Raw genomic sequence first — 23,754 nt, forward strand, 5'->3', positions numbered from 1 at the left:
AGACAGGGAAAAATAAAATTGAACAAATGAGTTTCGCAGGAGTTGGAAATGCAGCAGCTGCAATGTTTGGTGTTAACATTATTACGGATTTAATGACCAAATTTGAGAATAAACAGGCCACAAAACAAGATATTATTCAACTAACACTTAAACTGAGTCAACTAAATTTTAAAATGGATGAGCTTATCGAAATTAGGAAAAAGAACGAAAATGGCTCCATTTCTGGTTTTAAATCTTACTAAAAGAAGTATGTATGAGTATTTTGTTTTTTTTAACTCAGTTCTTTGTTGGTAGCTGTACTTTTCGTTTTTTATTCAAAATTTTATTTTAATCTACAAAAGTTTCTCTAATAATATCTTTACAATTCTGTATTTCAGATTTAGATAATTGGTCAAATGTTTTTAATATTCGAGATTTGTCAATTGTCCGAATTTGGTCGATTGCAATCATTCCTTTTTTACCGTTATGCTTTACTTTAATTCTAGTCGGATAATTTTTTAGGTTCGTTGTCATGGGAGCAACGACAATTGTTCTTAAAAACTTATTAATTTCGTTTGGTGAAACAATAACACAAGGCCTTGTTTTTTTAATTTTGCTACCAATGGTTGGGTCAAGATTTACCAGTACTATAGAATACTGCTCTAACTCCATTCCTCAAAATTTTCGTCTTCAAAAACATCATTGAATAATAATCTGTCATCATTATTCTCATGCATTTCTTCAAATGCTTTTTCCCAGTTTTTTCGTGGACTACTAATTGGTTTAAGGATTATTTGTCCTTTTTCCAAAATCATTTCGACCTTGTCTTTTATATTATACTTTTCTAATATAGTTTTGCTTAAACGCAGACCTTTAGAATTTCCTATTTTTATAATTGCTGTTTCCATAATTTTATATTTGTAATTACAAAGTTAGTACAAATTATTCAATCCTCAAAGTTAGTATCGTCTAGATAATTGCATAGAACCTAACTCTTAAAAATATCATTTAGTATTGGCTTTTTTTCTGCCTCAGAAAATGCACGAATTCCTTTATTTTGTGTAATATCATCAATTACTTTTAAAACAGATGCTTGGGCATAAGTTCGGAACATACTGGCACTATGCATTGAATAATAGGTTATAGGAAAAAAAACTCTTACAAAGTAGTTGCCAACAAAAGGAATTTTGGAAAGCAATAATTCCATTCCTGTTTTTTCAGTAAACATCCACCAAGAAATAAAAGTGCCATTTCCGAAGGGCGCCATACAGCAATCATATGTGTAATTTTTCCACTTTACTCTTAAATATAAACGTTTTGCACCAAGAGCATTCCCTATACTTATAGACTTTTCTTCAATTTTAATTTCTTTTATTCCTTTAGATTCTAACTCTATTGCTAATAGTTTATAAAAATCCTGTGTTGAATATGCAAAATTATCCAAAAGGGTATTCCAGTTGGCATTTAAGGTTGGAGTTCCTTTTTTTAGAAAAGTAATAATGAATAAAAATAGTAGAATAATAAAAAGGATAAGCATAATTAAATAATTTTTGTATTCATCCTTTTAAAGTTCGAAATGAAATTTGATATTACTTTGCAATATTTGGTTTTTATAGTAATAACCTTATTCTTTGTAAACTATTTCCTTACTAGAGTTTTGTAAACTTCCTTTAATTTTCAATAAAACTAGTTATGACTAATTGTTTAATTATTGAAAATGATAAAAAAGAGATTGAAAAAATCTCAGCTTTAGAAAATGAATTGATAGATATAAATTTCACTTACATAACAGAAGTAGAAGAAACTGCATTAAATTTAATATTAAAAAATAATTTCAATCTTATTTTTTTCAACTTAGATAGTTCTAATATCATACTTTCAGAATTTTTATTAGATATCCGTAATTCATATAAATCTAAACTTGAGTTTATTGGTTTGTCTACAAAAAAAGAAAGTGCTTATAAAGCTTATAAATATGATTTCTGTGATTTTATTTTGAAGCCTTTAACAGAATTGAGTATTAGGAAATGTATTCTGAAGTTCAAAAAAAAACAAACAGCACATATTAATAAAACTATTTGTTTAAAATCTAACAAAGACTATAGATATCTATGTATAGATGATATTCTTTTTTTAAAAGCAGATAGTAACACCACGGATTTTTATATGTCAGATGGAACTAAAATAAGTGCTTATAAAACCCTAAAGACATTTGAAAACTCATTGCCTAAAAACTTTTTAAGGATTCATAAAAGTTATATTATTAATATCAACTGTATTTCCAGAATTCACTAGGGAAAATCAATTTGTTCTTTAAGTAATAATCAGCATAAACTTCCTTTCACTAAAACTTTTATTGAGAATATTGATTTTATTAATGACTTATACTGCAGTAATGTAATAGCTTCAAATTAACTTTTACCACATAAAATAATGCTTTCACTCGTAAATATGGATACTTCACTAAACATGAATTGATTCATGTGTCTAAAATCTTTATTACTACTAATTTTATCATCGAATATTCAGAGCGTTAAAAAATAACACACGCTTTTCATTGTGTACAATTTTAAATGAGCTGTAAAAAATCCAGCTTAAAGACACTATTGTTTAATCTTAAAATTTTTGCATTATGAAATTATTAAAAACACTATTACTATTAGCAATTTTTTCAATCTCTTTTACTTCTTGTACAGATCTAGAAGATGATGACTCAACTGTTAATATAGAGAATATTAGAGCAGATACAGGTGGAGATGAGGAAAATCCCGAAGGAACTAAAGATTAAATTGAAATCAGCCTTTAACTTCTAGTTAAAGGTTTTTTTTTATATTTGATTTAAAATTCTAATTGAAAAAAAAAATACTTTTTAAATATATATTATTACTTTTTTATTTTATTTTTTTTCAGTCTTGTAACTTCCATGATAAAGAAAATAATAATATAAAACCAAATTTAGACAGCCTATCTTTATGGATAAAAAATTCAAAAAATCCAAAAAATTCACTTATTAGAAAACGTCAATATTTAGACAAAAGTTATAATTTTATTATATCTAACAAAATTGACACTGTAAATCTCAAAAAATTAAGTGATGTAGCGTATCAAACTTTTAAAGTAAAAGATACTTTTTTATTCAAAAAAAGGAATAAAAAAGTTATTGAACTAGCTCTAAAAATAAAAGATTCATTTTCTTTAGGAGATGCACACTGGAACTATGCAACGTATTATAATAAAATAAGAGATTTCGAAAAATCATATTATCATTTTAATGAAGCCGAAAAATACTTTAAAAATTATAAATATTATGTAGGAAAAATGTTAGTAGGAAAAGCTTTTATTAAAGGAAGGTTTTCAGATTATATTGGGAGTGAACAGAACATTATCAAAGCAATAAAAATTTTCAAAGAACTAAAAAAAGATAATGATTTATTAAATTCATATACTTCTTTAGGTGTTATTCAATCTGATCTTAAATTATACGATAAATCACTTTTCTATTATCAAAAAGCGTTAGAATATTCTTCAAAGGTTAAAAACAATAGTAAATTAGACTTAAATAATAATATTGGGTTAATTTATCTTAAAAAAGGCAACTATCAAAAAGCGAGATTATTTTTTGATAAAGGTTTAGATTTAACACTGAAACAAGATAAACCTCTAAGTTATGCAAGAATACTTGACAATTATGCATACTGTAAATTACTAATTAGAGATACTTTAGGTATTAAAGAGGATTTTTTTAAAGCTTTAGCTATAAGAGATAGTCTAAAAAATAAAGATGGTATTTTAATAAGTAAAATTCATTTGGCAGAGTACTATAAATTTTCAGAAGATACTTTAAAAGCAAAAAAATATGCTCTCGATGCCAATAAAATTGCAAATAGTATTAAAAATAGTAGAGATTATTTAGCATCTCTAAAAATATTGGTATCCTTAGATGAAGAAAAATCAAAACTTTACTTAAAAGACTATATATCATATTCCGATAGCTTACTTAATGTAGAAAGGAACTATCAAAATAAATTTGCTAGGATATCTCACGATACAGACGAATATATTGAAGAAACAGAACGATTAGCAAAACAAAGAATATGGGTAACGTTAATCTCCTTGAGCACAATTTTAATTATAATACTATTTTACTTTTTAAGAGTTCAAAAAGTTAAAAACGAAAAACTATTACTAGAAACTGAGCAACAAAAATCAAACGAACAAATTTATTTATTAACCTTAAAACAACAGTCTAAACTGGAAGAGGAGAAATTAAAAGAGAGAAACAGAATTTCGGAAGAATTGCATGATGGAATTCTTGGGAGACTTTTTGGTGCTAGAGTTGGTTTAGGGTTTATAGAAATTAATTGTAATGAAAAGAATAAAAAGCAGTATCAACTTTTTTTAGATGAGCTTCAAAATGTAGAGAAAGAAATTAGAGATGTTTCTCATAAATTAAGTGATAATTTTGATAACGCTGAGATAAATTTCACATTTATTATTAAACAACTAGTAATAGATAAAAGTAAGGTAGGGGATTTTAAATACAGTATTTATTTTGATGAAAATATCAATTGGTATCAAATAGATGAGGTAGTTAAAGTTAATTTATATAGAATTATACAAGAGGTAATCCAAAATATAATTAAATATGCAAATGCAACCTTAGTATCAATTAAGTTTAGTTTGAAAAATAACAATTTAGTTTTATCTTTATCTGATGATGGTATTGGATTTAATATTAAGAAAAAAAAGAATGGTATCGGTATTAAAAACATTAAATCTAGAGTACAAAAATTGAATGGTATTTGTAAAATTTCTTCATCTTTTAACAACGGAGTAGAAATTAATATCGAAATACCGTTAAACTAAGAAAAAATGGAAAGAAAAAAGTGTTCGGTATTAATAATAGATGATCACCCTTTAATTTGTGATGCTTACATTAATGCTCTAAATTTAGTAGAAAAAGGAAATTCTAATTTAGTCTTTAAAGTAAGTTTAGCACATAATTGTGATGATGCTTTTGCAAAAATTAAAGAATCTTCAAATAGAATTTTAAAATATCAGTTAATTTTTCTAGATATAAAACTACCTCCTTCAAAAGATAGAAGGATTCTTTCTGGGGAGGACTTAGGTCTTAAAATAAATGAGTTACTTCCAGAAGCAAAAGTAATTATTTCAACTACGTATAATGATAATTATAGAATATATAGTTTACTAAAAAATTTAAATCCTGATGGGTTGTTAATAAAGAATGATATTACAACAAATGAACTTGTGAATGCAATTACTTTAGTTCTTGAAAGTCCACCCTATTATAGTAGCTCTGTTTCTCAAACAATAAGAAACGAAATGTTAAATGACCTTCTTTTAGATAAAATTGATAGAAGGCTTTTATATGAATTATCTATTGGAACAAAGACTAAAGATTTACCAATAATATTACCTTTATCTATTGCAGGAGTAGAAAAACGTAAAAGAAATTTAAAAAGTATTTTCAATGTTTCTAAGCTTGAAGATAAAGATTTAATTGAAAAAGCCCGAGAGAAAGGGTTTATTTAAAAAAATAAAAATCTAGTATTTTCCCTTTAAAAAAGTACTCATATTTTGCCTTAATATATTCTGAATTATTTCTTGTTAATTTCGTTTTACTTTCAAGAAATTCATAATTATCAATATTTCCAAGTAGATATTGTTTTTGTACAATATCAAAAGCTTGTTTTTGAGTTTTAAAAGCTATTTTGGCAGCCTTTAAATTTGATTCCGCAGTGTTTACATCATTATAGGCTATTTTCATTTTATTTATTAAAACTTGTCTTTTATTCTTCAAATCTATTTCAGAAATTTTTAATTCTTCTTTAGCTTTTTTATTGTTTTCTATTGTTGAAAAACGATTGAAAATAGGAAAAACTGCAGACAAACCTATGTAGTGAGTTCTATTATTATTTAATTGAACCCAAAAACCATTAGGCTCAGTCTGATTTGTCTCTTGGTTAAAAACTAAATCTTCCTGACCTAAAATATGAAAATAATTGCTACTATATGAATAGTTTAAATTAATTCTAGGATAAAAGCTTGCTTTTGAAATCTTAATATCTTTTTTTCTCAGCTCTAGATTTATTTTTAAAGAAACTATTTCTGGGTTTCTATCTATTACGTCCTCTGTAAGTTTTATATCTTTATTTAGTGAATTCTTAATCTTAATCTCTTCAATGTCAAAATTAATAAATTGCTGTATACCTAATAATTCTTGAAGTTCTATTAAACTATTTTGTACGTTATTTTTAGCAATATTTTTTTCTTTTTGATCTGAAGATAGTGTAGATTCTATTTCTAAAACTTCTCGTTTTCCAATCAAAGCTTTTTCGTAAAGCTTTTTTAACCTATCATAGTTTTGTTTACTAATATCAACTTGTTGTTTGGTAACTAAAAAGATTTCTTTATTAAATAATACTTGTAGAAATTTATTTGTAATATTTAAAGCTAAATCAAACCTTATCTTTTCAATCTCTATCTCAGACTTACTTTCTTCAAGTTTAGATTTCTGTAATTTATATTTATCCGAAAAACCATTAAAAATATTTAAAGATGAAGATAGGCTAAAGCTATTCGAACTACTTTCTCTTTGACCAACATTTGTAGAAACATTAAATGAATTTCCTAGTGATAGATTTTGAGATGCATTAAAATTTGCATCTGGCAAAAAATTTCCTTTAGATATTTTTGTATCGCTAACTAATATCTCTGTTCTTATTTTTTGTTTTATTACTTCAACATTGTTTTCTTTAGCATAACTTATACATTCCTCTAAAGTCCATTTTTTTTGAGAATGTAAATTATTAGAAACAATAATTAAAAAACTAAAAATTAGATATTTCAATATGTTTTTCATTAGCTTTCTTTTTTACTTAACAAAGAATACATTAAAGGTATAAAATACAAACTTATAAAAGTTCCAATAAGCATTCCTCCGATAACCGTTAATGCCAGTGGTTTTTGTAGTTTAGCTCCTAAGCCATCCATAAATAAAAATGGTAATAACGCTAAAATAGTGGTTAAAGAGGTCATTAAAATAGGTTTTAAACGTAATTTACCTCCTAATTTTATAGCTTCTTCAATAGTTTTGCCTTCTTTCCTTAACATATTTATGGTGTGTAATTTTAAAATACTATCATTTATAATTACTCCACTCATTACTACTATCCCTATTGCAGCCATCACATTAATTGTTCCACCAAACAACCAAAGTAATAACAATGCACCACCAATGTCTATTGGTATTTCCAATAAAATAATAATAGGTTGCCATAAAGACTCAAATTGAGCTGCCATAATAAAATAAAGTAATAATACCGCTACCAAGATTACTATTAATAATTGATTACCTAATTCTTGTACATCGAAAAAACTACCACTAAAATTAATATTAAAATTACTTTGATTTTGAAATATGCTTTGTATTTCTTCAATTTTCTTCTCAGGTTTTTTTTGAGTTTTAATATTGAAAGCTAAAAACTCACCAGCTCTGTTAGCTGTAATCGATTTGTATTGGTTGGAAGGGTATATTCTAATTAAATTTCTAACAGCTATTAATTCTTTGTTTTTATTTTTTACGAATAATTCAGAAATCATTTTATCGAAAGCTTCATTTTCATAATTTAATTTAATAGGAATAAACTTTTGAGCAGTTTTTAAATTATCTATAAAGTTTTGATTAAAAGTAGTTTTCAGCTCATTTACTAAATCATCATAAGAAACATCATATAGTAAAACATTTTCATGAAGCACTTCTATAAATGCTGTTTGTTTTAAGGGTATTTCAGAGTTTGTATAACCATTTAATAGTTCTTGTATATCTTGCACCTTATTTTCAGTTGGCACCTCTAGAGAGCCTCTTGAAGATATTTGTGCAACTAACTCTTCTTTCTCATTTCCAAATAAATATTGAAATATATTTTTTGGAGCATCTAATGAAATTGTTGCATTTGGATATCTCCTTAAAAGTTTTACTTGAAGTTCTTTTTTTAAATTCTCAATTTCATTTACCGTCTTTGTTTGTAAGTATATAGATGCTTCAGAAAAACTCTTGCTATTATCTCTTTCTAATAAGAATTGTTGCTCTCCAACTTTAGAAAAAACCGTTTTCAGTGTTTTCTCATTTTCAAATAAAGTTTGTATTCTATTTTGGTTTTCATCAACATTAATATTCTCGTTCCAATCTATAGACAAGATTGCCTCATTTTGATTTGTATTTGGCAATTGTGAATAGGGCATTTTTAAAAATAAAATTACTGCTAGTAAAATACTTATTATCGAAATAGAAAAAACAATTATTTTTCTTTTAAAAAAGAAATGGTATCCTTTCTCGTACCAATTTTCAATTTGCTGAGTTTTTACATTAAATTGTAACCATTTTTCTATTTTAAAGTTTTTATTTTTTAACTGTTTATAGATTACAGGTATTAGTAGTATAGATACTAGTAAAGAAGAAAACAAACCAATAGCAACTGCCAATGCCTGGTCATAGAATAATGCACCTGTAATACCACTTAAAAAAAGTAATGGTAAAAAAACAGAACAAGTTGTTAAAACAGAACTTATTAAAGGTGTTATAATTTCGTTGGTTCCTTTTACACAAGCATTTATTAAATTTTCTCCAGTTTCTAATTTTTGTGTTATGTTGTCGATTACAATAATAGCGTTGTCTATCATCATTCCTACACCTAGAATTAAACCAGAAAGTGAAATTATATTTATAGACAAGCCAAATAAATACATGAACAAAATACTAATTACTAAGGAAATTGGAATACTTACCGCAATTATTAAAGGAGATTTTACATCTTTTAAAAAGAAAAACATAATCATAATTGCCAAAAGGCTTCCTATCCATAAACTCGATTTTAAATTATCAATAGAAAGTTTTAGCAATTTAGTTTGATCTTGATTTGTTGAAAATTCCAAGTCAGGATAATCTTTATTAAAAGAATTTGTTACTTTTTCTAAAGCTTCTTTTAACTCATAAACTCTTGCATCAGCTTGTTTAATAATCGATAAAACAATCGCTCTTTTTCCATTTAAATAAACTAAGCCTTTTTCTTTTTCTGATTGTAAACTAACTTTAGCTAAATCTTTTAACTGAAATAATTTATCATTTATATTTAAATAAATTTCTTCAATATCTTTTTTATTTTTAAGTGGATTTGCAAATTTGAAATTGTATTGATAAATTCCATTTTGTACCAATAGATTTCCTAGTTCAAAGTTATTTTGTTTAATTGCATTAATTAACTCATTTGTGCCAATTCCTAAACTTTGTAACTTTTGAGTATTAGGAGTAACTGAAATTTCTGGTTTTGTTAAACCACTAATATCTGCAAGAGCAATATCTGGTAATTGCTCTATTCTTTTTTTTAAAACAGTTTCTGTAAAATCACTTAATTCTAAAAATTTTTCTTTAGAAAAATTTTCTTTTAATGAGACTGTTAAGTTAACAATAGGAATATCTGTGGCAGAAGCTTTTATAACTTTAGGTCTTTCTAAATCTCTAGGCAAATAATTTAATGAAGCATCTACTTTTTCATTAACCTCAATAAAAGCTAAATTAGTGTTTGTACCATATTCAAACACTAACTTTAGTGTTGCAAAACCATCTCTTGTTTCTGAAGTAATATCTTTTAAGTTACCGACTTGAAGTAGCTGATTTCTTAGCGGTCTTATTAAGTTTGTTTCTAATTCTCGAGTTGTATTGTTAGGGTAACTAACTTGAACTGTAATTTCTGGTATTGGAATATTAGGCATTAAAGAAGTTGGAATTCTTGATGAAGAAACAACACCTAATAATAAAAAGGCTAGAGTAGCCATAAAAACAGCAATGGGTCTATTTATTAGAAACTTTACCATAGTTTCTAATTATTTTATATATACCTCTTTCTCAATAAAAGTAGCATTAACTTTTGCATCGTGAGATAAATTTAAATTACCTGAAACTATAATAGTGTCCGAAACTTTTAAACCTTTTTTAATTGCATAACTATTATTATTTTCTCCAGCCACTTCTACATAGTTCCATTTTGCCAATCCTTTTTCTAGGGTAAAAACAACTTGCCTATTTGAACGTAAAACCAAGGCTTCTTTTGGTATCACAATAACATCTTTTAAAGGCTTATTAATTAAAACTTTTACATTCATACCATCTAGTAAATTAGTTTCTTTACTTAAAACCTTGGCTTTAATTTTAATTAATCCATTTTTATCAACTAGTGGGTTAATCTCTGTTATTCTGCCTTTTAACGATTCATCATTGTTAACAAAAGAGAGTATTTCAATTTCTTGCCCAATTGAAACAAACTGAAATTCATTTTCTAAAACCGAAAAGAAAACTTCTAATTTATTAGGATTGATTAACGTGCAAAACACATCTGCAGTAGTGATAAAATCACCTTCTTTTTTTTCTAAATTAGCAATAATACCAGAAAATGGAGCTTTTAATATTGTTTGATTATATTCTATTTGAGCCCTATCTAAATTATTCTGTGCTTCAAATAGTCCGCTTCTTATTTTTAGGTTTTCAAAACTAGATTTTGTAATGTTATTGCCGAAATTTATTTTTTCTTCTTCAAATTTGTACTTAGCTTTTTGTAGTTCAATTTTTGCTTTTTCTATACTGTTTTCTAAAATTTTATTTTCTAATAATCCTAAAACTTGATTGTATTTAACAATTTCTCCTACACTAGTCTTAATTGAACTAATGATGTTATTTTGTGTAAAACGTAAATCTGATTTTAAAGAGTAATTAATTTTACCATTAAATAATATTTTTTTATTAAAATAATTTACATCTATTTTTTTTGTTAAAACTTTAATAGTATCATATGAAATATCATTATAGTCTTCATTATTCACTATCTCATTATTTTTACATTTAGAAAACATGTAAATAATAAGAATTAAAATAAAATAAAATTTTAAATTCATAGATAATAAGATTATTAATCCATTACTATACCTGAAACTCGAAGTGTTAAAGGTGAAGTTTCATTATTGGAGACAATAAATATTTCTTTTGAAAAACGACCTTTTTTATTTGAGTCATAAACAACCAAAATACTATCTATATCATTAGGTTTTAGTTTTTTTTTTGACCAAAAAGGAATGGTACAACCACATGATGCTTTAACTGATTCAATTTTAAAGTCATTTTCTCCAATATTCTTGTATGAAAAATAAATAGAATCTGCTTTAAATAGTTTCAGTTTATCAAAGTTATAATGTTGATTCTCTAATTTTATAGTTGTCTTTTTGCTTAAAATTCTTTTAAAATCGTTTGGCTTTCTTATACTATATGAAATTAGAAAGAATATTACAAAAATAAATATAAGAATTACTGTTTTTTTTATCATATTATTGTAAAGTTGGCTTTAAAAAAAATAACTCAAAATCTTCATTTTTATAAAAACTACTTTCCAAATTTTTAACTGAAATTAAAAATTCATCATCTTTACCAACAATGAAAGGAAAATATTTTTCATTAGTAATATCGTTTTCAACATTAGAAACATCAAAATTCATTACTTTTCTAGTTGATTTATTAACTATAGCAACATATTCTTTACTCTTTTTGATAAAAGAAAAATAAAAATGCTTGTTTGTTGAAAAGAAAAACTCTTTAATGACTTCTTTATAAAAAAACGGATTACTTTTTTCTGTTTTAAAATTTTTTATATCACCTAATTCAGCTTCGTCTAATTCCACGCCATTAAAAATTATTTTATATCCTATTTTTAAATTAGAACCTTTTATTTGGTAAAGAGCATTTGAGTAATTCTTAAAAAAAAACAAATCTTTATTAATATTTATGAAAGAATTATATGGGTATACACCATGTGATGGATGTTCTTTTAAATACTGAATTTGTTTATTAAAATTCATGTCAGCAATCATTAATAAGTCCTGACCTTTCCCATTTACTAAATAATAATATTCATCTGTCTTATAAAACCTTGTACTTGGATAATCAATTCTTTTGCTATTAATATATTCAAAAGTATTAACATCGAAAAAAAGGACTTTACCTGCAACAAGCATTTCAATTTTTTGTGAATCAATTAAAAAGTCATAAATATTTTGTGTTTCATCAAAAGGAACAGTGATTTTTTTTATAAACTCACCCTTAGTATCAAATATATACACGCCAGGAGATGAAAATCTATTCAAGATAAAAATAAAATTTTTATGAACAAGTATTTTATCTATTGAAGCAATTAGATTTCTGTTTTTTGTGTTTAATTTTATTTTTTTTTCAACTTCAAAAAAAGCGCTTAATTTATGTCTAACTATCTGCTCATTTGTGTCTATATTTAAAACCTTAAAATCTCCTGAATCTTTATTTTTACAAGAAAACAGAAGTGAAAATAAAATAATTATAAAGATATTTTTCATTATATTTTTAAATGAAAATAACATTCATTATTTAAAATAATGAATGTTATTTAGTGATTTATAAATTAATTTGGTGCTTGTGTAATAACTGGTTTATCACCACATGTTGTTGAATCCCCACAATTACAACCAACACCATTACCATTAACATGGCAAATAGTTCTGTCTCCAGTCCCCCATCCAGGGCAGTCTATTTGCTCAGATGTACATTCATTTTGAAATGCATTTGCTTCATTAGGAACGAAACTGAATGCAATTCCTAAAGCCATTGAACAAACTAATAATGCGCTAAATAGATTTTTTTTTAATTTTTTCATTTTAAGTGTTTTTTTTAAACCATTAATGTAGTTTAAGTTAATAATTAATTAAATAGTGTGTATGATATAAAATCACATGAAAAATTATGCACAATTTTTAAATAAAAATAAATATTCTTAGCTAAAGACAATTAAAAAAACAATAAAAGCAATCTTAATCATTACATAAAGTAATGATTATACTTTATTTTATTTAGCTTCTTTATCCTTTAATCTAAAATTTTTAGTTTTATTATTTTCTATTAAAAAAATGAGTTTAAAAAAAACCACTTACTTTAAATTTTTTGTTGCTTTCCTAGTTTTAAGTTTTTTAGGGTTTTTAATACTTCCTAAACTTTCTGTTCGGTTAAACCTAAATGAATCCTTGCCATCCATTTCTGTAAGTTATAGTTGTGCTAATGCATCACCCTATACTTCAAGAAGGGAAGTAATTATTATTTTAGAGGGAAGTTTTAGCACTCTAAAAGATTTTACTAAAATTAATTTTAAATCTTCTAGAAAGTAAGGAAATATTATTTTGATTTTGCAGATACGAATAACTTAAATAAAAGTAATTCTCATTTCTTGATGGTATCGAAAGAATTATTTTTAGAATTTGAATAACACAAGAGAAACTTTTTTACATGATATTAATATAAAAAATTATTCAATATTCTCTATCATAAACACTAATTCTTCAAAATTTTCATCTAAAGAAAAATTAACCAATTGGTTAGAATAATTTAGGTAGCTTGGTTTATTAATTTTAAAAATTAGTGACTCTTTTGAAAACGGTTTAGTTAGATAAATAATATTAGAAAAATCTTCATATTTTGAGTATGTGTATTTTAAACTTTTTTTTGAATAACCTGTAATAATAATAATTATTGATTTTTTCTCTTTTACTTCTTCTAACACTTTAAAATTACAAGTATTACATCCTTTATCTGGCAAAATTATTAACAAGTTTTCTGCTCCTTCAAACCTTTTTTTTAAATGGGTTTCAGCATATTTAATAAGTTCATATTTATCATTTGAACAGCTTATAAGAAAGATTGAAATGATTAAAATTTTAATAGATTTCATATCTATTTTTTATTTTCCACAATTTTTAATAATGAAAAAACTAACTTATTCTCATTAAATTCTTCATTTAACTCATTATTCTTTGACATCCACAGGCCTTTTTTTGTTAAAAAGTAGTCATAGTAATTATATACTGAACCAGTGAATTTTGTTTCACTGATTTTTACTAAATCTGAATTTAAAATACTAATAGAAAAAGGACTTAATTGATTTGAAGGTTTTGTATTATTCAAAGACTCTCTTTTTACAGGAAGAATAGTTATTAAGTAATATAAATTTTCGTATTTATTGTAAATTATCGACTTGTATCTATGTTGAGTTAAAAGATTACTCATCATTTCTTCGAATGATGAAGAGCAACCATTTTTAACATTTGTATTAATAAATTTACTTTTAAAATTATGCTCAGATACTATTCTATTTTCTTCTAAACTAAATTTGAATAATTTTGGAGTTATTCCAAATAAATATATAAGCTCTCCTTTGTTATTTTGTGTATATGACCTGTAGTAATAGTCATTTTCCCAACACTTATCAAAGTAATCTTTTGGAAAAGAAATATTCATTTTCCTAACTGAATCATTTTTTAAATTATATTCCATTAAAATTTTTGAGCTATAGAACTCATCAGTAGGTGGCTTGCCATCATATGCGAACAAATTAACGTATAGTTTTTCATTATATAAAGATACTTTTGCGTCATTCCAACTCATCATAAAAAATAAATTAGAATTTGACTTTTCTTGGGAAGTTTCAATTCTATCAGACTTGATAATTTTATTTTCTTTGGTAAAATAAACATTGCTAAAATAGCTTCCTATAAAATTCAAATCTTTACTTAGTGGATAAAATGCTGCCATATCAAAGTTGTTTATCCTATCTGGCCCTTCATCAGCAAAAACTATTTTTTTTATTCTTTCTTTTTTTTTTAGATCATAAATATCTAACGTATTTTGGTAAGATCCTTTTCTGTATAGAAACGTAGAACCATTTATCTCTATTACATAATTCAAAAAACTTTTGTAATGTGTATCATTATCAATTTCCATAACTATAGTCTCGTCCTCAATCAGCATTATATTATCAGTATTCTTTTTATTCTGGCAGCCAAAGAAAAATAAAAGCAAAATTATTTTTAGTATTTTCATAAATTTTTAATTTAAATAAGCAGAAATGAAAGTTTAGAATTCCTCAAACGGAAATTAAATTAATAGAATTTAACCTTTAACGTTTTTTTAATATAATTAAAAAAAAATTGCACAAGAATTTTAGTCTAGTGCAATTTTTATTTTAAGTAAAAAATTACTTCGGTACATGAATAATTACTGGATCCATAACTGTCACAGTACATTGATCCCCATTTCCGATGCAGAAACCATCAGAAGCAATTCTTGTTCTGAAAGTTTCCCAATCTCCATCCTCTTGTGCATAAGCACTTTCTAAGTTAGTCAAACTTAAAATTCCAACAATCATAAAAGCATAAGCAAATAGACTTCCTAAAATTTTTTTATTCATAATAAAAATAGATTTAAAACCTACAAAATGTAGACATGATTAATAAGTACTATATCTAATATGATATAGTTGTAAATTTTACATAAAACAGAAATAATTTTATCTAAAAATGAATCTGTTATAATTCAAATGTAAATATTATAACTGCTGTTGTTGTAACAAGGAAGTTTAGTTTACTTAAAAAGCATACTTATGGTAATGTATTTCCTTTTTACTGATAATTAAACATATAAATACTTTTTAGATAAAATAATTTTAATAATTTAGTTATAAATATAAATACTGAGAAGTAATTTGAAAAAGGAAATTTTTAAAATATTAATAGTTTTTTTAATACTAAGTTTTTTAGGTTTTTTAACTTTCCCTAAACTTTCTGTTCGGTTAAACCCGAGTGAATCCTTACCTTCCATTTCTGTAAGTTATAGTTGGGCAAATTCATCACCTTATGCTTTAGAAAGGGAGGTAACAAATATTTTAGAAGGTGGTTTAGGAATTTAAAAATTTTTCATCATTAAAATTTTCCTTTAAAGAAACGGTAAGATTTAAAATAGGTATATCTGTTGCAGATGCTTTACTTACTTTTGGTCGGTCTAAGTCTCTTGGTAAGTAATTCAATGAGGCATCAACTTTTTCATTCGCTTCAACAAAAGCCAAATTAGTATTAGTACCATACTCAAATTGAAGTTTAAGCGTGGCAAAGCCATCTCTTGTTTCTGAAGTAATATCTTTTAAGTTACCAACTTGAAGTAGCTGATTTCTTAGCGGTCTTATTAAGTTTGTTTCTAATTCTCGAGTTGTATTGTTAGGATAACTAACTTGAACTGTAATTTCTGGTATTGGAATATTAGGCATTAAAGAAGTTGGAATTCTTGATGAAGAAACAACACCTAATAATAAAAAGGCTAGAGTAGCCATAAAAACGGCAATGGGTCTATTTATTAGAAACTTTACCATAGTTTCTAATTATTTTATATTTATTTCTTTATCAATAAAAGTAGTATTAACTTTTGCATCGTGAGATAAATTTAAATTACCTGAAACTATAATAGTGTCCGAAACTTTTAAACCTTTTTTAATTGCATAACTATTATTATTTTCTCCAGCCACTTCTACATAGTTCCATTTTGCCAATCCTTTTTCTAGAGTAAAAACAACTTGCCTATTTGAGCGTAAAACTAAAGCTTCTTTTGGTATCACAATAACATCTTTTAAAGGCTTATTTATTATAACTTTTACATTCATACCATCTAGTAAATTAGTTTCTTTACTTAAAACCTTGGCTTTAATTTTAATTAAACCATTTTTATCAACTAGTGGGTTAATCTCTGTTATTCTGCCTTTTAACGATTCATCATTGTTAACAAAAGAGAGTATTTCAATTTCTTGCCCAATTGAAACAAACTGAAATTCATTTTCTAAAACCGAAAAGAAAACTTCTAATTTATTTGGATTGATTAACGTGCAAAACACATCTGCAGTTGTGATAAAATCACCTTCTTTTTTTTCTAAATTTGCAATTACCCCAGAGAAAGGAGCCTTTAGTAGAGTTTGATTATATATAATTTGTACTCTTTCTAAATTATTTTTAGCTTGTAAAACACCGCTTTTAATCTCTAAATTTCTAATTCTTTCTTTTGTTAAGTTATTATTATAATTTACTTTTTCTTCTTCAAGCTTAATTTCCGATTTTTCTTGATCTATAAAAGATTTTTCTATATCGCTTTTTAAAAGATTATTCTGTAAAGATGCTAACAATTTACCTTTATTAACATTTTGTCCATTGTATATGCTAATAATAGCGATTTTTTCATTTGAATTAAACCTTAGATCAATTTTATTTACTGCACTTATTTTACCATTAGTTACGATTTGATAATTGAAAGAATATTTATCTATTTTATCTATAATGACATTTAATTTATACGACTTTTTTTTACTTAATTTTTTGTCAATTTCAGGTACTTCTAATTTATTTAAGCAGGAAAAAAATACAAGAAATAGTAAAAACTTATAACGATTCATAAAAACTAAATTAATCTATTTTTGAATTTTAAAAATGATTTTAGTAATAAATAATTTATTTATTAAATTAAAATGAAAGTTATAGTGAATATTTCTATTGAGTATTAAAATCTTGCACTGTATTATCTTTAAAATTTTCCCTATCAAAAATAGACACACTATTAACACAGTCCTGATTTAATTTTAAAACTTGTGGGTATATTGAAGATACATTTGTGTTCATGAAAATATTATCTTTATCCATAAAAACATTTTTTTTATTCAAAAAAGAACTTCCTATAGAAATTCTTAGCTGTTTAATATCATAAACTCCAGTGAATATAATAATTGTATTATTCTTATACAACATATTATTTTCTTTAAAAAACAAAGTAGCATCAGATATACAACCTCCACATCCTTCATTAGTTATTACTACTACATTCTTAATCTTTTTCTTTTGAGAATTTGAAACCAAAAAATGATTTAATGATTTACTATAATCATCGCCACAGATTTTTGAATTACAAGACACTAATAGTAAGAAAAAACAAAGCAAAATAAAATAAAATTTCATTTCTATTTTATTAATTTAAAAATACTAAAAGTTAATTTATCATTATCTTGTTCATATAAATCTTTTCTTGCTATAGCTAGGCCTTCTTTTGATACTAAGATAAAATTATTGCTAAAAGTATTTGAATCAAACTTTTGCTCACCTAAAACATTAAACTTTTCGTCTAAGACAATTATAGAAAAATCTGGTTTCCGATCACCAGAAATATATTTATCTAAATCTGGTCTTAAATAAACGACTCTGTAATACAACTTATTGAATTTATCAAATATTATTGAATTGTAGTCTGATGAAGTTAAACTGTAAGAATTTATTTTTTTCCAATCTGCAATGTTCTTATTCCCATATAATTTATCATTATTCATAGGTTCAATATTGTCTATAAATTTAGATTTACACTCAATTTCTTTTAAAATATTTCCTTTAAAATCTATTTTGTAAAGATTTGTAGAAATAGGTAAACTTATCAAAAATTGTTGATCATTCGTTGTTTTAGAAATACTCAAGTTATATTTAAATAATGCTCCCCAAAAGTTTTCTTCATATACTTTTGGAAGAGAGAATATATTTTTAGTTTTTCCATCAATAATAGATAGTTCTCTAACCAAAGGGACATCTTTGTAATTTCCAAAATATTTCACCAAGGACTCTGTAAAATACAGTCTATTATCTAAGTAAATTATTGGATTATTAATCGAATTGTAGGGAAAAGAATAGAAGCTTTTTCTATCATTAATATTAAATAATTCAAATTTATTTAAAACCTTACCTTTTTTACTTAGTAGAAAAACTTTTCCCATCTGGCTCTGAACCAAGGCAACAGTATTGTCTGGTAATATTTTGTGCGAAGTAAAAGTATTTAAATTTCCAACTCCATTAGCACCCTCAACCTCTAATTTAATGATCTTTGGTATTGAATCCTCATAAATTACTAAAGAGTTATTGTTAATATTCAAAAAACTAAAATTTTCTTTATTCGAGAGATTCGAAAAAAAACTAGATGACTTTATGTTAAACGAAGATGACTCATCTAGAATAAAAACTTTTTTTTGAATTTCTTCTAAAAGAAAATCAGTATTTTTATTAGAGCATGATATTAATATTAAAAATATAAAAATCAATCTAAACTTATTCATTTTTTATAAAGGTTTAAGGAGAGTTAATTTAACTCTCCTTGGTAAATTTAATTTACAGTTATTGTTCCATTACAGAAAGAGCCCGCTGTTGCAAGCAGAGCACAATTTTTACCTCCACTAGGCGTTGTGTAACATCGTCCATAATTTTCAGATGATGTTGAACTGACAGTACACATTACAGTTCCTTCCCCTTCTCTAGTAATCTCTTGAGCAGAAGAATTTTCAAAAGAAAATATAGTTGATAGAACAACTAAACTAAAACCAATTAAAAACTTTTTTTTCATTTTTTTTATTTTTTAATAATTAAACTTATACAGGTTTTTTTATGATCCAAAACATAATGAATCGACACTAAAATAATTTGTAATAAACATAATCACAATCGTTAAAAATATTCATACAATCATGATTACATCTTCTTATTTTATAAAAAATGTATATTCTACACTTTGCATATTACCATTAGAGAAGACTTCTTCACTATATAGCAATAATTCAAGTGAAATATAACTATGAGAATATAGATTTTTTACATTGATAAATAAAACTTAAACTGGAGTTGCTGTTCCTGAACACAAAGGTCCAACACTAACTGTTGTGCTGCGCGTGTCACCAGTGCCATCAGAGGCAGCAACGCAATGATCTTTAGCAAAATCATTTGTAATACAAACTGTATCTCCACCCACTTGTGTAAGATCATTAGCGAATGCTTCTGAATTTAAAGGTAATAAGCCCAGTGAAATAGATAGAAATAAAGCGTAACTTAAAAATAATTTAGATTTTTTTTTCATTTTAGAAATCTATCAAATAGATAAATTTTATTAATAGTGTAAAAGAATTCTAATACTTTTGTAAATTGTTTAATCGATTAATAATTCAAAAGAATAACTTTTTTTTCAAAAAAACCTTTCAAAAAAACTTAAAAAACTTAAAAACCTTACATAAATTGATGAATTTCCTTTTTATTTCATATCATTTTTATTTTTTAATAAAAATTTAGATTTATAATCTATTTTTGAATTAATTTAAAAATTTAATTTGAAGACAAGAAATTCATCCACTTTTAAAATTTTTATTACTTTCTTAATTTTGAGCTTTTTAGGGTTTTTATCACTTCCAAAATTATCAATTAGATTAAACCCAAGTGAGTCATTACCTTCCTTAAATATAAGTTATAATTGGGAAATTGCTTCAGCATATAATACAGAAAGGGAGGTAACAAATATTTTAGAAGGTGGTTTAGGAATTTAAAATATCACTCCGAACTTATTGGGGGCTAAAATAATTTATTTACCAGAAACTTGAGCTACTTCAAATTTTATTCTATTATTTCAAAGCGTGTTCTTAATAAATGGAATGTTTTTTTTCCATTAGTTTGAATTGTCGCTGTAACATCGCCTTTTCCTAATCTCTTATCCTCTGTAGAAACATGCATGTTAAATGTAATAGAGTCTCCTGGTTTTATCAAATCTTTATTTGCATATATACCAGTACAATCACATGATTTTGAATAACCTATTAATTTAACACTTTTCAAACCCTTATTAATCATAATAAAATTTTGTTTTATAGTATCGCCTTTTTTTACTTTTCCAAAATCAATTTTATTTTTTAAACCAATCAGAACGCCACTATTATAATCGATAGAGTCACCTGAAGTAACAATCTTATCGAAGATAACAGATTTTTTTTGGGAATTTTCTATTTTATTACAATTATAACAAAAGATTGTGAGCAATAAGATTGATAGATAATTGTATTTATTTGTTTTTCTCATGTTCTTTTTTAAGTTTAAGGATTTTACTTTCTTCATTTGCATATTTAGAAATAGTAGAAATATTTTGAGAAGCACCTTGTCTAAACAGTGTGTCAGCAAACTTCCCTCTAAATATTTCTTTTATTTCGTATCCTAAATTAGAAGTTAATAGTGACCTATTTTTCCAGTATTTAGCTTCATACTTATTATAAATTTCAGAATTGGAGAATAAAAATCGGTTACCAGTAATTATATTTTTGGGGTTATCTAATTCTTTTGTATTTATTTCTTTGAATGAAAATAATCCCTTTCTCACAATTTTATTTTTATTTAATATGAAGCTTAAGTTAAAGCTGATACTTTTTGGATATAGAGCTTCATTTACTTTTTGATATTCAGCAGTAAATACAGTTTTGATACCTTCCATTCGGTAATATGCTGTTATCTTTTTTAATATTAAATTTTCCTTATTAATGATTAATTGACCTCTTATACTATAAAAGTTTCTTCCTTTTATTTTAGTCTTTTCCTTTTTTGAAGTGAAACTCAAAACATAATATTCCTGACCTTCTATGTTTATTGTTTTTTCGAAGGTAAAATTATAAAGATTTAAGTTTTTTGATAGTAAAGGGTGACTTTCTTCAAAAAAGTGATATGCTATTAAATCTTCATAACATAGGTTAGTAATAGCATAATGACTATGCACTTCATCCTTTCTTAACTCATTAAAAGACAAACCGTCATACCTTATAAAATTTTCTACTGTACGCCTACTTTTATGTGGTATTAATATTGGGCTGTCCCAAACATTAGCATAACTATTTCCATACATCAATAAATCTCCATCTATTTCTAAATAGGCTGGCAACGTATCATTAATAATAGTTACTTGTTTTAGATTTATTTTAGACCAGTAGGGCGTCTTTTTTACAACTTTTCTAAACTTCTTTTCAAATGTTTTATGAAGTTTTCTTTTGACTTCTTTTAAATTTTCTTTCTTTATACCAATTTCAATTTCATCTAATAGTATAGTTTTCTCTGTAAGTTTTATTATTTCCTTATTCAACTCAGAAATTAAAAATTCTTTATGAAAATAAGCAGAATGATAGAAACCAATCGTGTCATTTTCATTCGCAAAAAGCTTAAAGCTATATTGTCCTTTCTCGTTGGTGTATCCTACTTGATTATTATTTAAAAGTAAAATTACATCTGTGATAGGTTTATTAGTTTTTAATTCAAGTACCATCCCAGAAAACTTATACTCTTTTTTTTGTGAATAAACCGAAATCGATATAAACAATACAGTAAAAATTAATATTTTATTCTTCATAAATAAAAGTTACTTTAAAAAGTTTTAAAATTTCCTCATCATTTTCTTCTGGGTCTTTTACTGTCGCTATAAAACAACTGTTAACTTTTCCAATGATTTTAAATCCAATAGGAACTTTCAAGTCTGCAATTAAATTAAAGTCCTTATAAACTTGCAAGCCATCTGTTGTTGAATTGTTACCTTTAGTATAACTTCTAAAAATAAGATTTTCTTCAGAAATAAATTTTAAATCTTTATAATACCCATATTTTCGAAGATCTGAAATTTCATTGTCTAATGCTTCTTCGTAAGTGTCTGTGAGTAAGTAATCAGTTTTCATATTCAATCCACTTTTACCAAATTTCCCTATTGCTAGCTCTGTTTTTTTATCAATCACATAGATTACTGGGTCAGAGTGAAAACTTACATACAAGAAATTGTCATCTATCTCAAATGAGAAATGATTAAAATTCGGAATATTTTTTTTCTCCAAAAATATTGGGGAACGCCTTCCAACTAACTTTTCAATTTTACCTGTTTTTTTATTTATAAGACCTATAATTCTAGAATAATTATAGAAAAAATCACTATTAAAATACCCATTAAATTTAGGATGTGAAGCGTTCATTGCAATTGCTAGATAATTTTTATTCCAGTTTTTTAAAATTCCATCATAACCTGTTTCCAATTCATAAGCTTCTGCAATAAGGGGATTAGGATCTTTTAATACTTCTTCTCTACTTCTATTTATTTCAAAATCTATTACATTTCTCTCAATTATAGTCCATCTATTATCAAAATAATAAATCGAAGATGTTGATGAACTCAAAACAGCAAAGTCTCCATTTTTTAATGGTACAATATCGTCAAGATCTGGAATTTCTTTCGGTCCATTCCCCTTACCTAAAAATGTATTACTTAACTCTCCATTTAAATCAAACTCAAATACATGATTAAAGTATTTATCGGAAAAGTAAATAGCTTTATTGTGAACCCAGAAATCTCCAACAAAAGATGTTGGAATAGTATTGACTATATTTATGGTATCTATCTTTATATCAATAATGCTATTTGTATTGTTACTACTTTCCATACTCTGAACATCATAATATTGTTGAGCGTTGGATTCTATATTTTCTTTATTCTTTGTACAAGAATAAAATGTTAAGTATACGATAAAAAGTAATAATAATTTTTTCATAAAATAAGTCATAAAATTTAAGGTACGAATCGCTTCATACCTCATAAGGATTTTAATTTAATTCATACTAACTTATAAGTCCTTTTTTTTGTTAAGATTAAATTTCAGAGATCTAAAAATAAATAAAAAAAGAGCAATTGTTAAATGATATTTTTGAAGATACTTTTAAAATTGCTCATGAAAGGTGTTAGTTAATTTGAAACTACTTTAATTAGTACAAGTAGCACTTCCTGGTAAACCTAAAGGCTCCAAATTATTTCCGCAAGGTTCTTGTCCACACATTTTTCTAAATGAAACAAATGCTGAGGATTCACAAGATTCAGACTTGCACACGCATTTCTTCGCTCCAATGACTTGAGCCTCTACTTGATTTGGCTGAAAACATAAAAGGCCTGTAAATAGTAAAGTGCAAACAATCGAGGTTTTAATAATTTTTTTTTCATGATTTATTATAATTTTAAGT

Annotated in this window: 29 protein-coding genes; 8 read left to right on the top strand and 21 right to left on the bottom strand. The window is 25.3% G+C overall.

Features of this window, described 5'->3' with window-relative positions; all coding sequences use genetic code 11:
- The first annotated feature begins 26 nt into the window (after window positions 1-26).
- On the top strand, window positions 27-242 hold the full coding sequence (locus tag K8354_RS17340; protein WP_223443850.1) for a hypothetical protein: 216 nt from the start codon (window positions 27-29) through the stop codon (window positions 240-242).
- An 85-nt stretch (window positions 243-327) separates the two neighbouring features.
- On the opposite strand, the gene K8354_RS17345 is transcribed toward K8354_RS17340, so the two are convergent.
- The 3 genes from K8354_RS17345 to K8354_RS17355 all read right to left on the bottom strand — a co-directional run bounded on the left by K8354_RS17345 (window position 328) and on the right by K8354_RS17355 (window position 1,516).
- The gene (locus K8354_RS17345) at window positions 328-651 is read right to left on the bottom strand and encodes a type II toxin-antitoxin system PemK/MazF family toxin (RefSeq protein ID WP_223443852.1); all 324 of its coding nucleotides are present in this window, start codon (window positions 649-651) and stop codon (window positions 328-330) included.
- Window positions 642-887, bottom strand: coding sequence for an AbrB/MazE/SpoVT family DNA-binding domain-containing protein (locus tag K8354_RS17350; RefSeq protein ID WP_223443854.1), 246 nt, complete (start codon window positions 885-887; stop codon window positions 642-644). The genes K8354_RS17345 and K8354_RS17350 overlap by 10 nt, the downstream gene beginning before the upstream one ends.
- An 80-nt stretch (window positions 888-967) precedes the next feature.
- Window positions 968-1,516, bottom strand: coding sequence for a hypothetical protein (locus K8354_RS17355; RefSeq protein WP_223443857.1), 549 nt, complete (start codon window positions 1,514-1,516; stop codon window positions 968-970).
- A gap of 155 nt (window positions 1,517-1,671) precedes the next feature.
- Between K8354_RS17355 and K8354_RS17360 the strand changes: the two genes are divergently transcribed.
- The 4 genes from K8354_RS17360 (at window position 1,672) to K8354_RS17375 (ending at window position 5,535) form a co-directional block, all read left to right on the top strand.
- A complete protein-coding gene (locus K8354_RS17360; RefSeq protein ID WP_223443859.1) occupies window positions 1,672-2,274 on the top strand; it encodes a LytR/AlgR family response regulator transcription factor in 603 nt (200 codons plus the stop codon).
- Window positions 2,275-2,611: 337 nt separating this feature from the next.
- Window positions 2,612-2,767 (top strand): hypothetical protein, encoded by a 156-nt coding sequence (locus K8354_RS17365; RefSeq protein WP_223443861.1) that lies wholly within the window; start codon window positions 2,612-2,614, stop codon window positions 2,765-2,767.
- Window positions 2,768-2,829: 62 nt separating this feature from the next.
- Entirely contained in the window at window positions 2,830-4,845 is a 2,016-nt protein-coding gene (locus K8354_RS17370; RefSeq protein WP_223443863.1) for a tetratricopeptide repeat-containing sensor histidine kinase, read from the top strand.
- Window positions 4,846-4,851: 6 nt separating this feature from the next.
- The gene (locus K8354_RS17375; RefSeq protein WP_223443864.1) at window positions 4,852-5,535 is read left to right on the top strand and encodes a response regulator; all 684 of its coding nucleotides are present in this window, start codon (window positions 4,852-4,854) and stop codon (window positions 5,533-5,535) included.
- On the opposite strand, the gene K8354_RS17380 is transcribed toward K8354_RS17375, so the two are convergent.
- The 6 genes from K8354_RS17380 to K8354_RS17405 form a co-directional block, all read right to left on the bottom strand.
- Window positions 5,528-6,865, bottom strand: a complete 1,338-nt coding sequence (locus tag K8354_RS17380; protein ID WP_223443865.1) for a TolC family protein — start codon at window positions 6,863-6,865, stop codon at window positions 5,528-5,530. The genes K8354_RS17375 and K8354_RS17380 overlap by 8 nt on opposite strands.
- Window positions 6,865-9,876 carry an efflux RND transporter permease subunit gene (locus K8354_RS17385; protein ID WP_223443866.1) on the bottom strand — a complete coding sequence of 1,004 codons (3,012 nt, stop codon included), beginning with the start codon at window positions 9,874-9,876 and terminating at the stop codon, window positions 6,865-6,867. Before K8354_RS17385 ends, K8354_RS17380 begins: the two co-directional genes overlap by 1 nt.
- A gap of 9 nt (window positions 9,877-9,885) precedes the next feature.
- Window positions 9,886-10,950 carry an efflux RND transporter periplasmic adaptor subunit gene (locus tag K8354_RS17390; protein WP_223443867.1) on the bottom strand — a complete coding sequence of 355 codons (1,065 nt, stop codon included), beginning with the start codon at window positions 10,948-10,950 and terminating at the stop codon, window positions 9,886-9,888.
- A gap of 14 nt (window positions 10,951-10,964) precedes the next feature.
- Entirely contained in the window at window positions 10,965-11,375 is a 411-nt protein-coding gene (locus K8354_RS17395; protein ID WP_223443868.1) for a DUF1573 domain-containing protein, read from the bottom strand.
- 1 nt (window position 11,376) lies between these two features.
- Window positions 11,377-12,414 (bottom strand): 6-bladed beta-propeller, encoded by a 1,038-nt coding sequence (locus tag K8354_RS17400; RefSeq protein WP_223443869.1) that lies wholly within the window; start codon window positions 12,412-12,414, stop codon window positions 11,377-11,379.
- Window positions 12,415-12,479: 65 nt separating this feature from the next.
- Entirely contained in the window at window positions 12,480-12,731 is a 252-nt protein-coding gene (locus K8354_RS17405) for a hypothetical protein (protein ID WP_223443870.1), read from the bottom strand.
- Window positions 12,732-12,981: 250 nt separating this feature from the next.
- Here K8354_RS17405 and K8354_RS17410 point away from each other — a divergent pair, with 250 nt between their 5' ends.
- The gene (locus tag K8354_RS17410) at window positions 12,982-13,236 is read left to right on the top strand and encodes a hypothetical protein (protein WP_223443872.1); all 255 of its coding nucleotides are present in this window, start codon (window positions 12,982-12,984) and stop codon (window positions 13,234-13,236) included.
- A gap of 137 nt (window positions 13,237-13,373) precedes the next feature.
- Here the strand turns inward: K8354_RS17410 and K8354_RS17415 are convergent, their stop codons facing one another.
- The 3 genes from K8354_RS17415 to K8354_RS17425 form a co-directional block, all read right to left on the bottom strand.
- Window positions 13,374-13,796: a hypothetical protein gene (locus K8354_RS17415; protein ID WP_223443874.1), complete on the bottom strand. Its 423-nt coding sequence runs from the start codon at window positions 13,794-13,796 to the stop codon at window positions 13,374-13,376.
- A gap of 2 nt (window positions 13,797-13,798) precedes the next feature.
- Window positions 13,799-14,944 carry a DUF4221 family protein gene (locus tag K8354_RS17420; RefSeq protein ID WP_223443876.1) on the bottom strand — a complete coding sequence of 382 codons (1,146 nt, stop codon included), beginning with the start codon at window positions 14,942-14,944 and terminating at the stop codon, window positions 13,799-13,801.
- A 154-nt stretch (window positions 14,945-15,098) separates the two neighbouring features.
- A complete protein-coding gene (locus K8354_RS17425) occupies window positions 15,099-15,311 on the bottom strand; it encodes a hypothetical protein (RefSeq protein WP_223443878.1) in 213 nt (70 codons plus the stop codon).
- A 294-nt stretch (window positions 15,312-15,605) separates the two neighbouring features.
- Here K8354_RS17425 and K8354_RS17430 point away from each other — a divergent pair, with 294 nt between their 5' ends.
- Window positions 15,606-15,809: a hypothetical protein gene (locus tag K8354_RS17430; protein WP_223443880.1), complete on the top strand. Its 204-nt coding sequence runs from the start codon at window positions 15,606-15,608 to the stop codon at window positions 15,807-15,809.
- Here K8354_RS17430 and K8354_RS17435 read toward each other — a convergent pair.
- From K8354_RS17435 to K8354_RS17460, 6 genes are all read right to left on the bottom strand, one after another.
- On the bottom strand, window positions 15,798-16,265 hold the full coding sequence (locus K8354_RS17435) for an efflux RND transporter permease subunit (RefSeq protein WP_223443882.1): 468 nt from the start codon (window positions 16,263-16,265) through the stop codon (window positions 15,798-15,800). The genes K8354_RS17430 and K8354_RS17435 overlap by 12 nt on opposite strands.
- A 9-nt stretch (window positions 16,266-16,274) precedes the next feature.
- The gene (locus tag K8354_RS17440; protein ID WP_223443884.1) at window positions 16,275-17,333 is read right to left on the bottom strand and encodes an efflux RND transporter periplasmic adaptor subunit; all 1,059 of its coding nucleotides are present in this window, start codon (window positions 17,331-17,333) and stop codon (window positions 16,275-16,277) included.
- A gap of 94 nt (window positions 17,334-17,427) precedes the next feature.
- On the bottom strand, window positions 17,428-17,889 hold the full coding sequence (locus tag K8354_RS17445) for a hypothetical protein (RefSeq protein ID WP_223443887.1): 462 nt from the start codon (window positions 17,887-17,889) through the stop codon (window positions 17,428-17,430).
- A gap of 2 nt (window positions 17,890-17,891) precedes the next feature.
- Complete coding sequence (locus K8354_RS17450; RefSeq protein ID WP_496559634.1) at window positions 17,892-18,845, bottom strand: DUF4221 family protein; 954 nt, start codon at window positions 18,843-18,845, stop codon at window positions 17,892-17,894.
- A 227-nt stretch (window positions 18,846-19,072) separates the two neighbouring features.
- Complete coding sequence (locus K8354_RS17455; RefSeq protein ID WP_223443891.1) at window positions 19,073-19,309, bottom strand: hypothetical protein; 237 nt, start codon at window positions 19,307-19,309, stop codon at window positions 19,073-19,075.
- Between the two features lie 264 nt (window positions 19,310-19,573).
- Complete coding sequence (locus K8354_RS17460; RefSeq protein WP_223443893.1) at window positions 19,574-19,816, bottom strand: hypothetical protein; 243 nt, start codon at window positions 19,814-19,816, stop codon at window positions 19,574-19,576.
- 247 nt (window positions 19,817-20,063) lie between these two features.
- Between K8354_RS17460 and K8354_RS17465 the strand changes: the two genes are divergently transcribed.
- Window positions 20,064-20,276: a hypothetical protein gene (locus K8354_RS17465; protein WP_223443895.1), complete on the top strand. Its 213-nt coding sequence runs from the start codon at window positions 20,064-20,066 to the stop codon at window positions 20,274-20,276.
- 67 nt (window positions 20,277-20,343) lie between these two features.
- Here K8354_RS17465 and K8354_RS17470 read toward each other — a convergent pair whose 3' ends face one another.
- The 3 genes from K8354_RS17470 to K8354_RS17480 are packed head-to-tail and all read right to left on the bottom strand — an operon-like array spanning window position 20,344 to window position 23,291.
- Window positions 20,344-20,802, bottom strand: coding sequence for a DUF1573 domain-containing protein (locus K8354_RS17470; protein WP_223443896.1), 459 nt, complete (start codon window positions 20,800-20,802; stop codon window positions 20,344-20,346).
- Window positions 20,786-22,111 carry a peptidase associated/transthyretin-like domain-containing protein gene (locus K8354_RS17475; RefSeq protein WP_223443897.1) on the bottom strand — a complete coding sequence of 442 codons (1,326 nt, stop codon included), beginning with the start codon at window positions 22,109-22,111 and terminating at the stop codon, window positions 20,786-20,788. Before K8354_RS17475 ends, K8354_RS17470 begins: the two co-directional genes overlap by 17 nt.
- Complete coding sequence (locus tag K8354_RS17480; RefSeq protein ID WP_223443901.1) at window positions 22,101-23,291, bottom strand: hypothetical protein; 1,191 nt, start codon at window positions 23,289-23,291, stop codon at window positions 22,101-22,103. Before K8354_RS17480 ends, K8354_RS17475 begins: the two co-directional genes overlap by 11 nt.
- Window positions 23,292-23,754 lie beyond the last annotated feature (463 nt).

Origin of the sequence: Polaribacter litorisediminis (assembly GCF_019968605.1) — a bacterium.
Lineage (GTDB): Bacteria > Bacteroidota > Bacteroidia > Flavobacteriales > Flavobacteriaceae > Polaribacter > Polaribacter litorisediminis.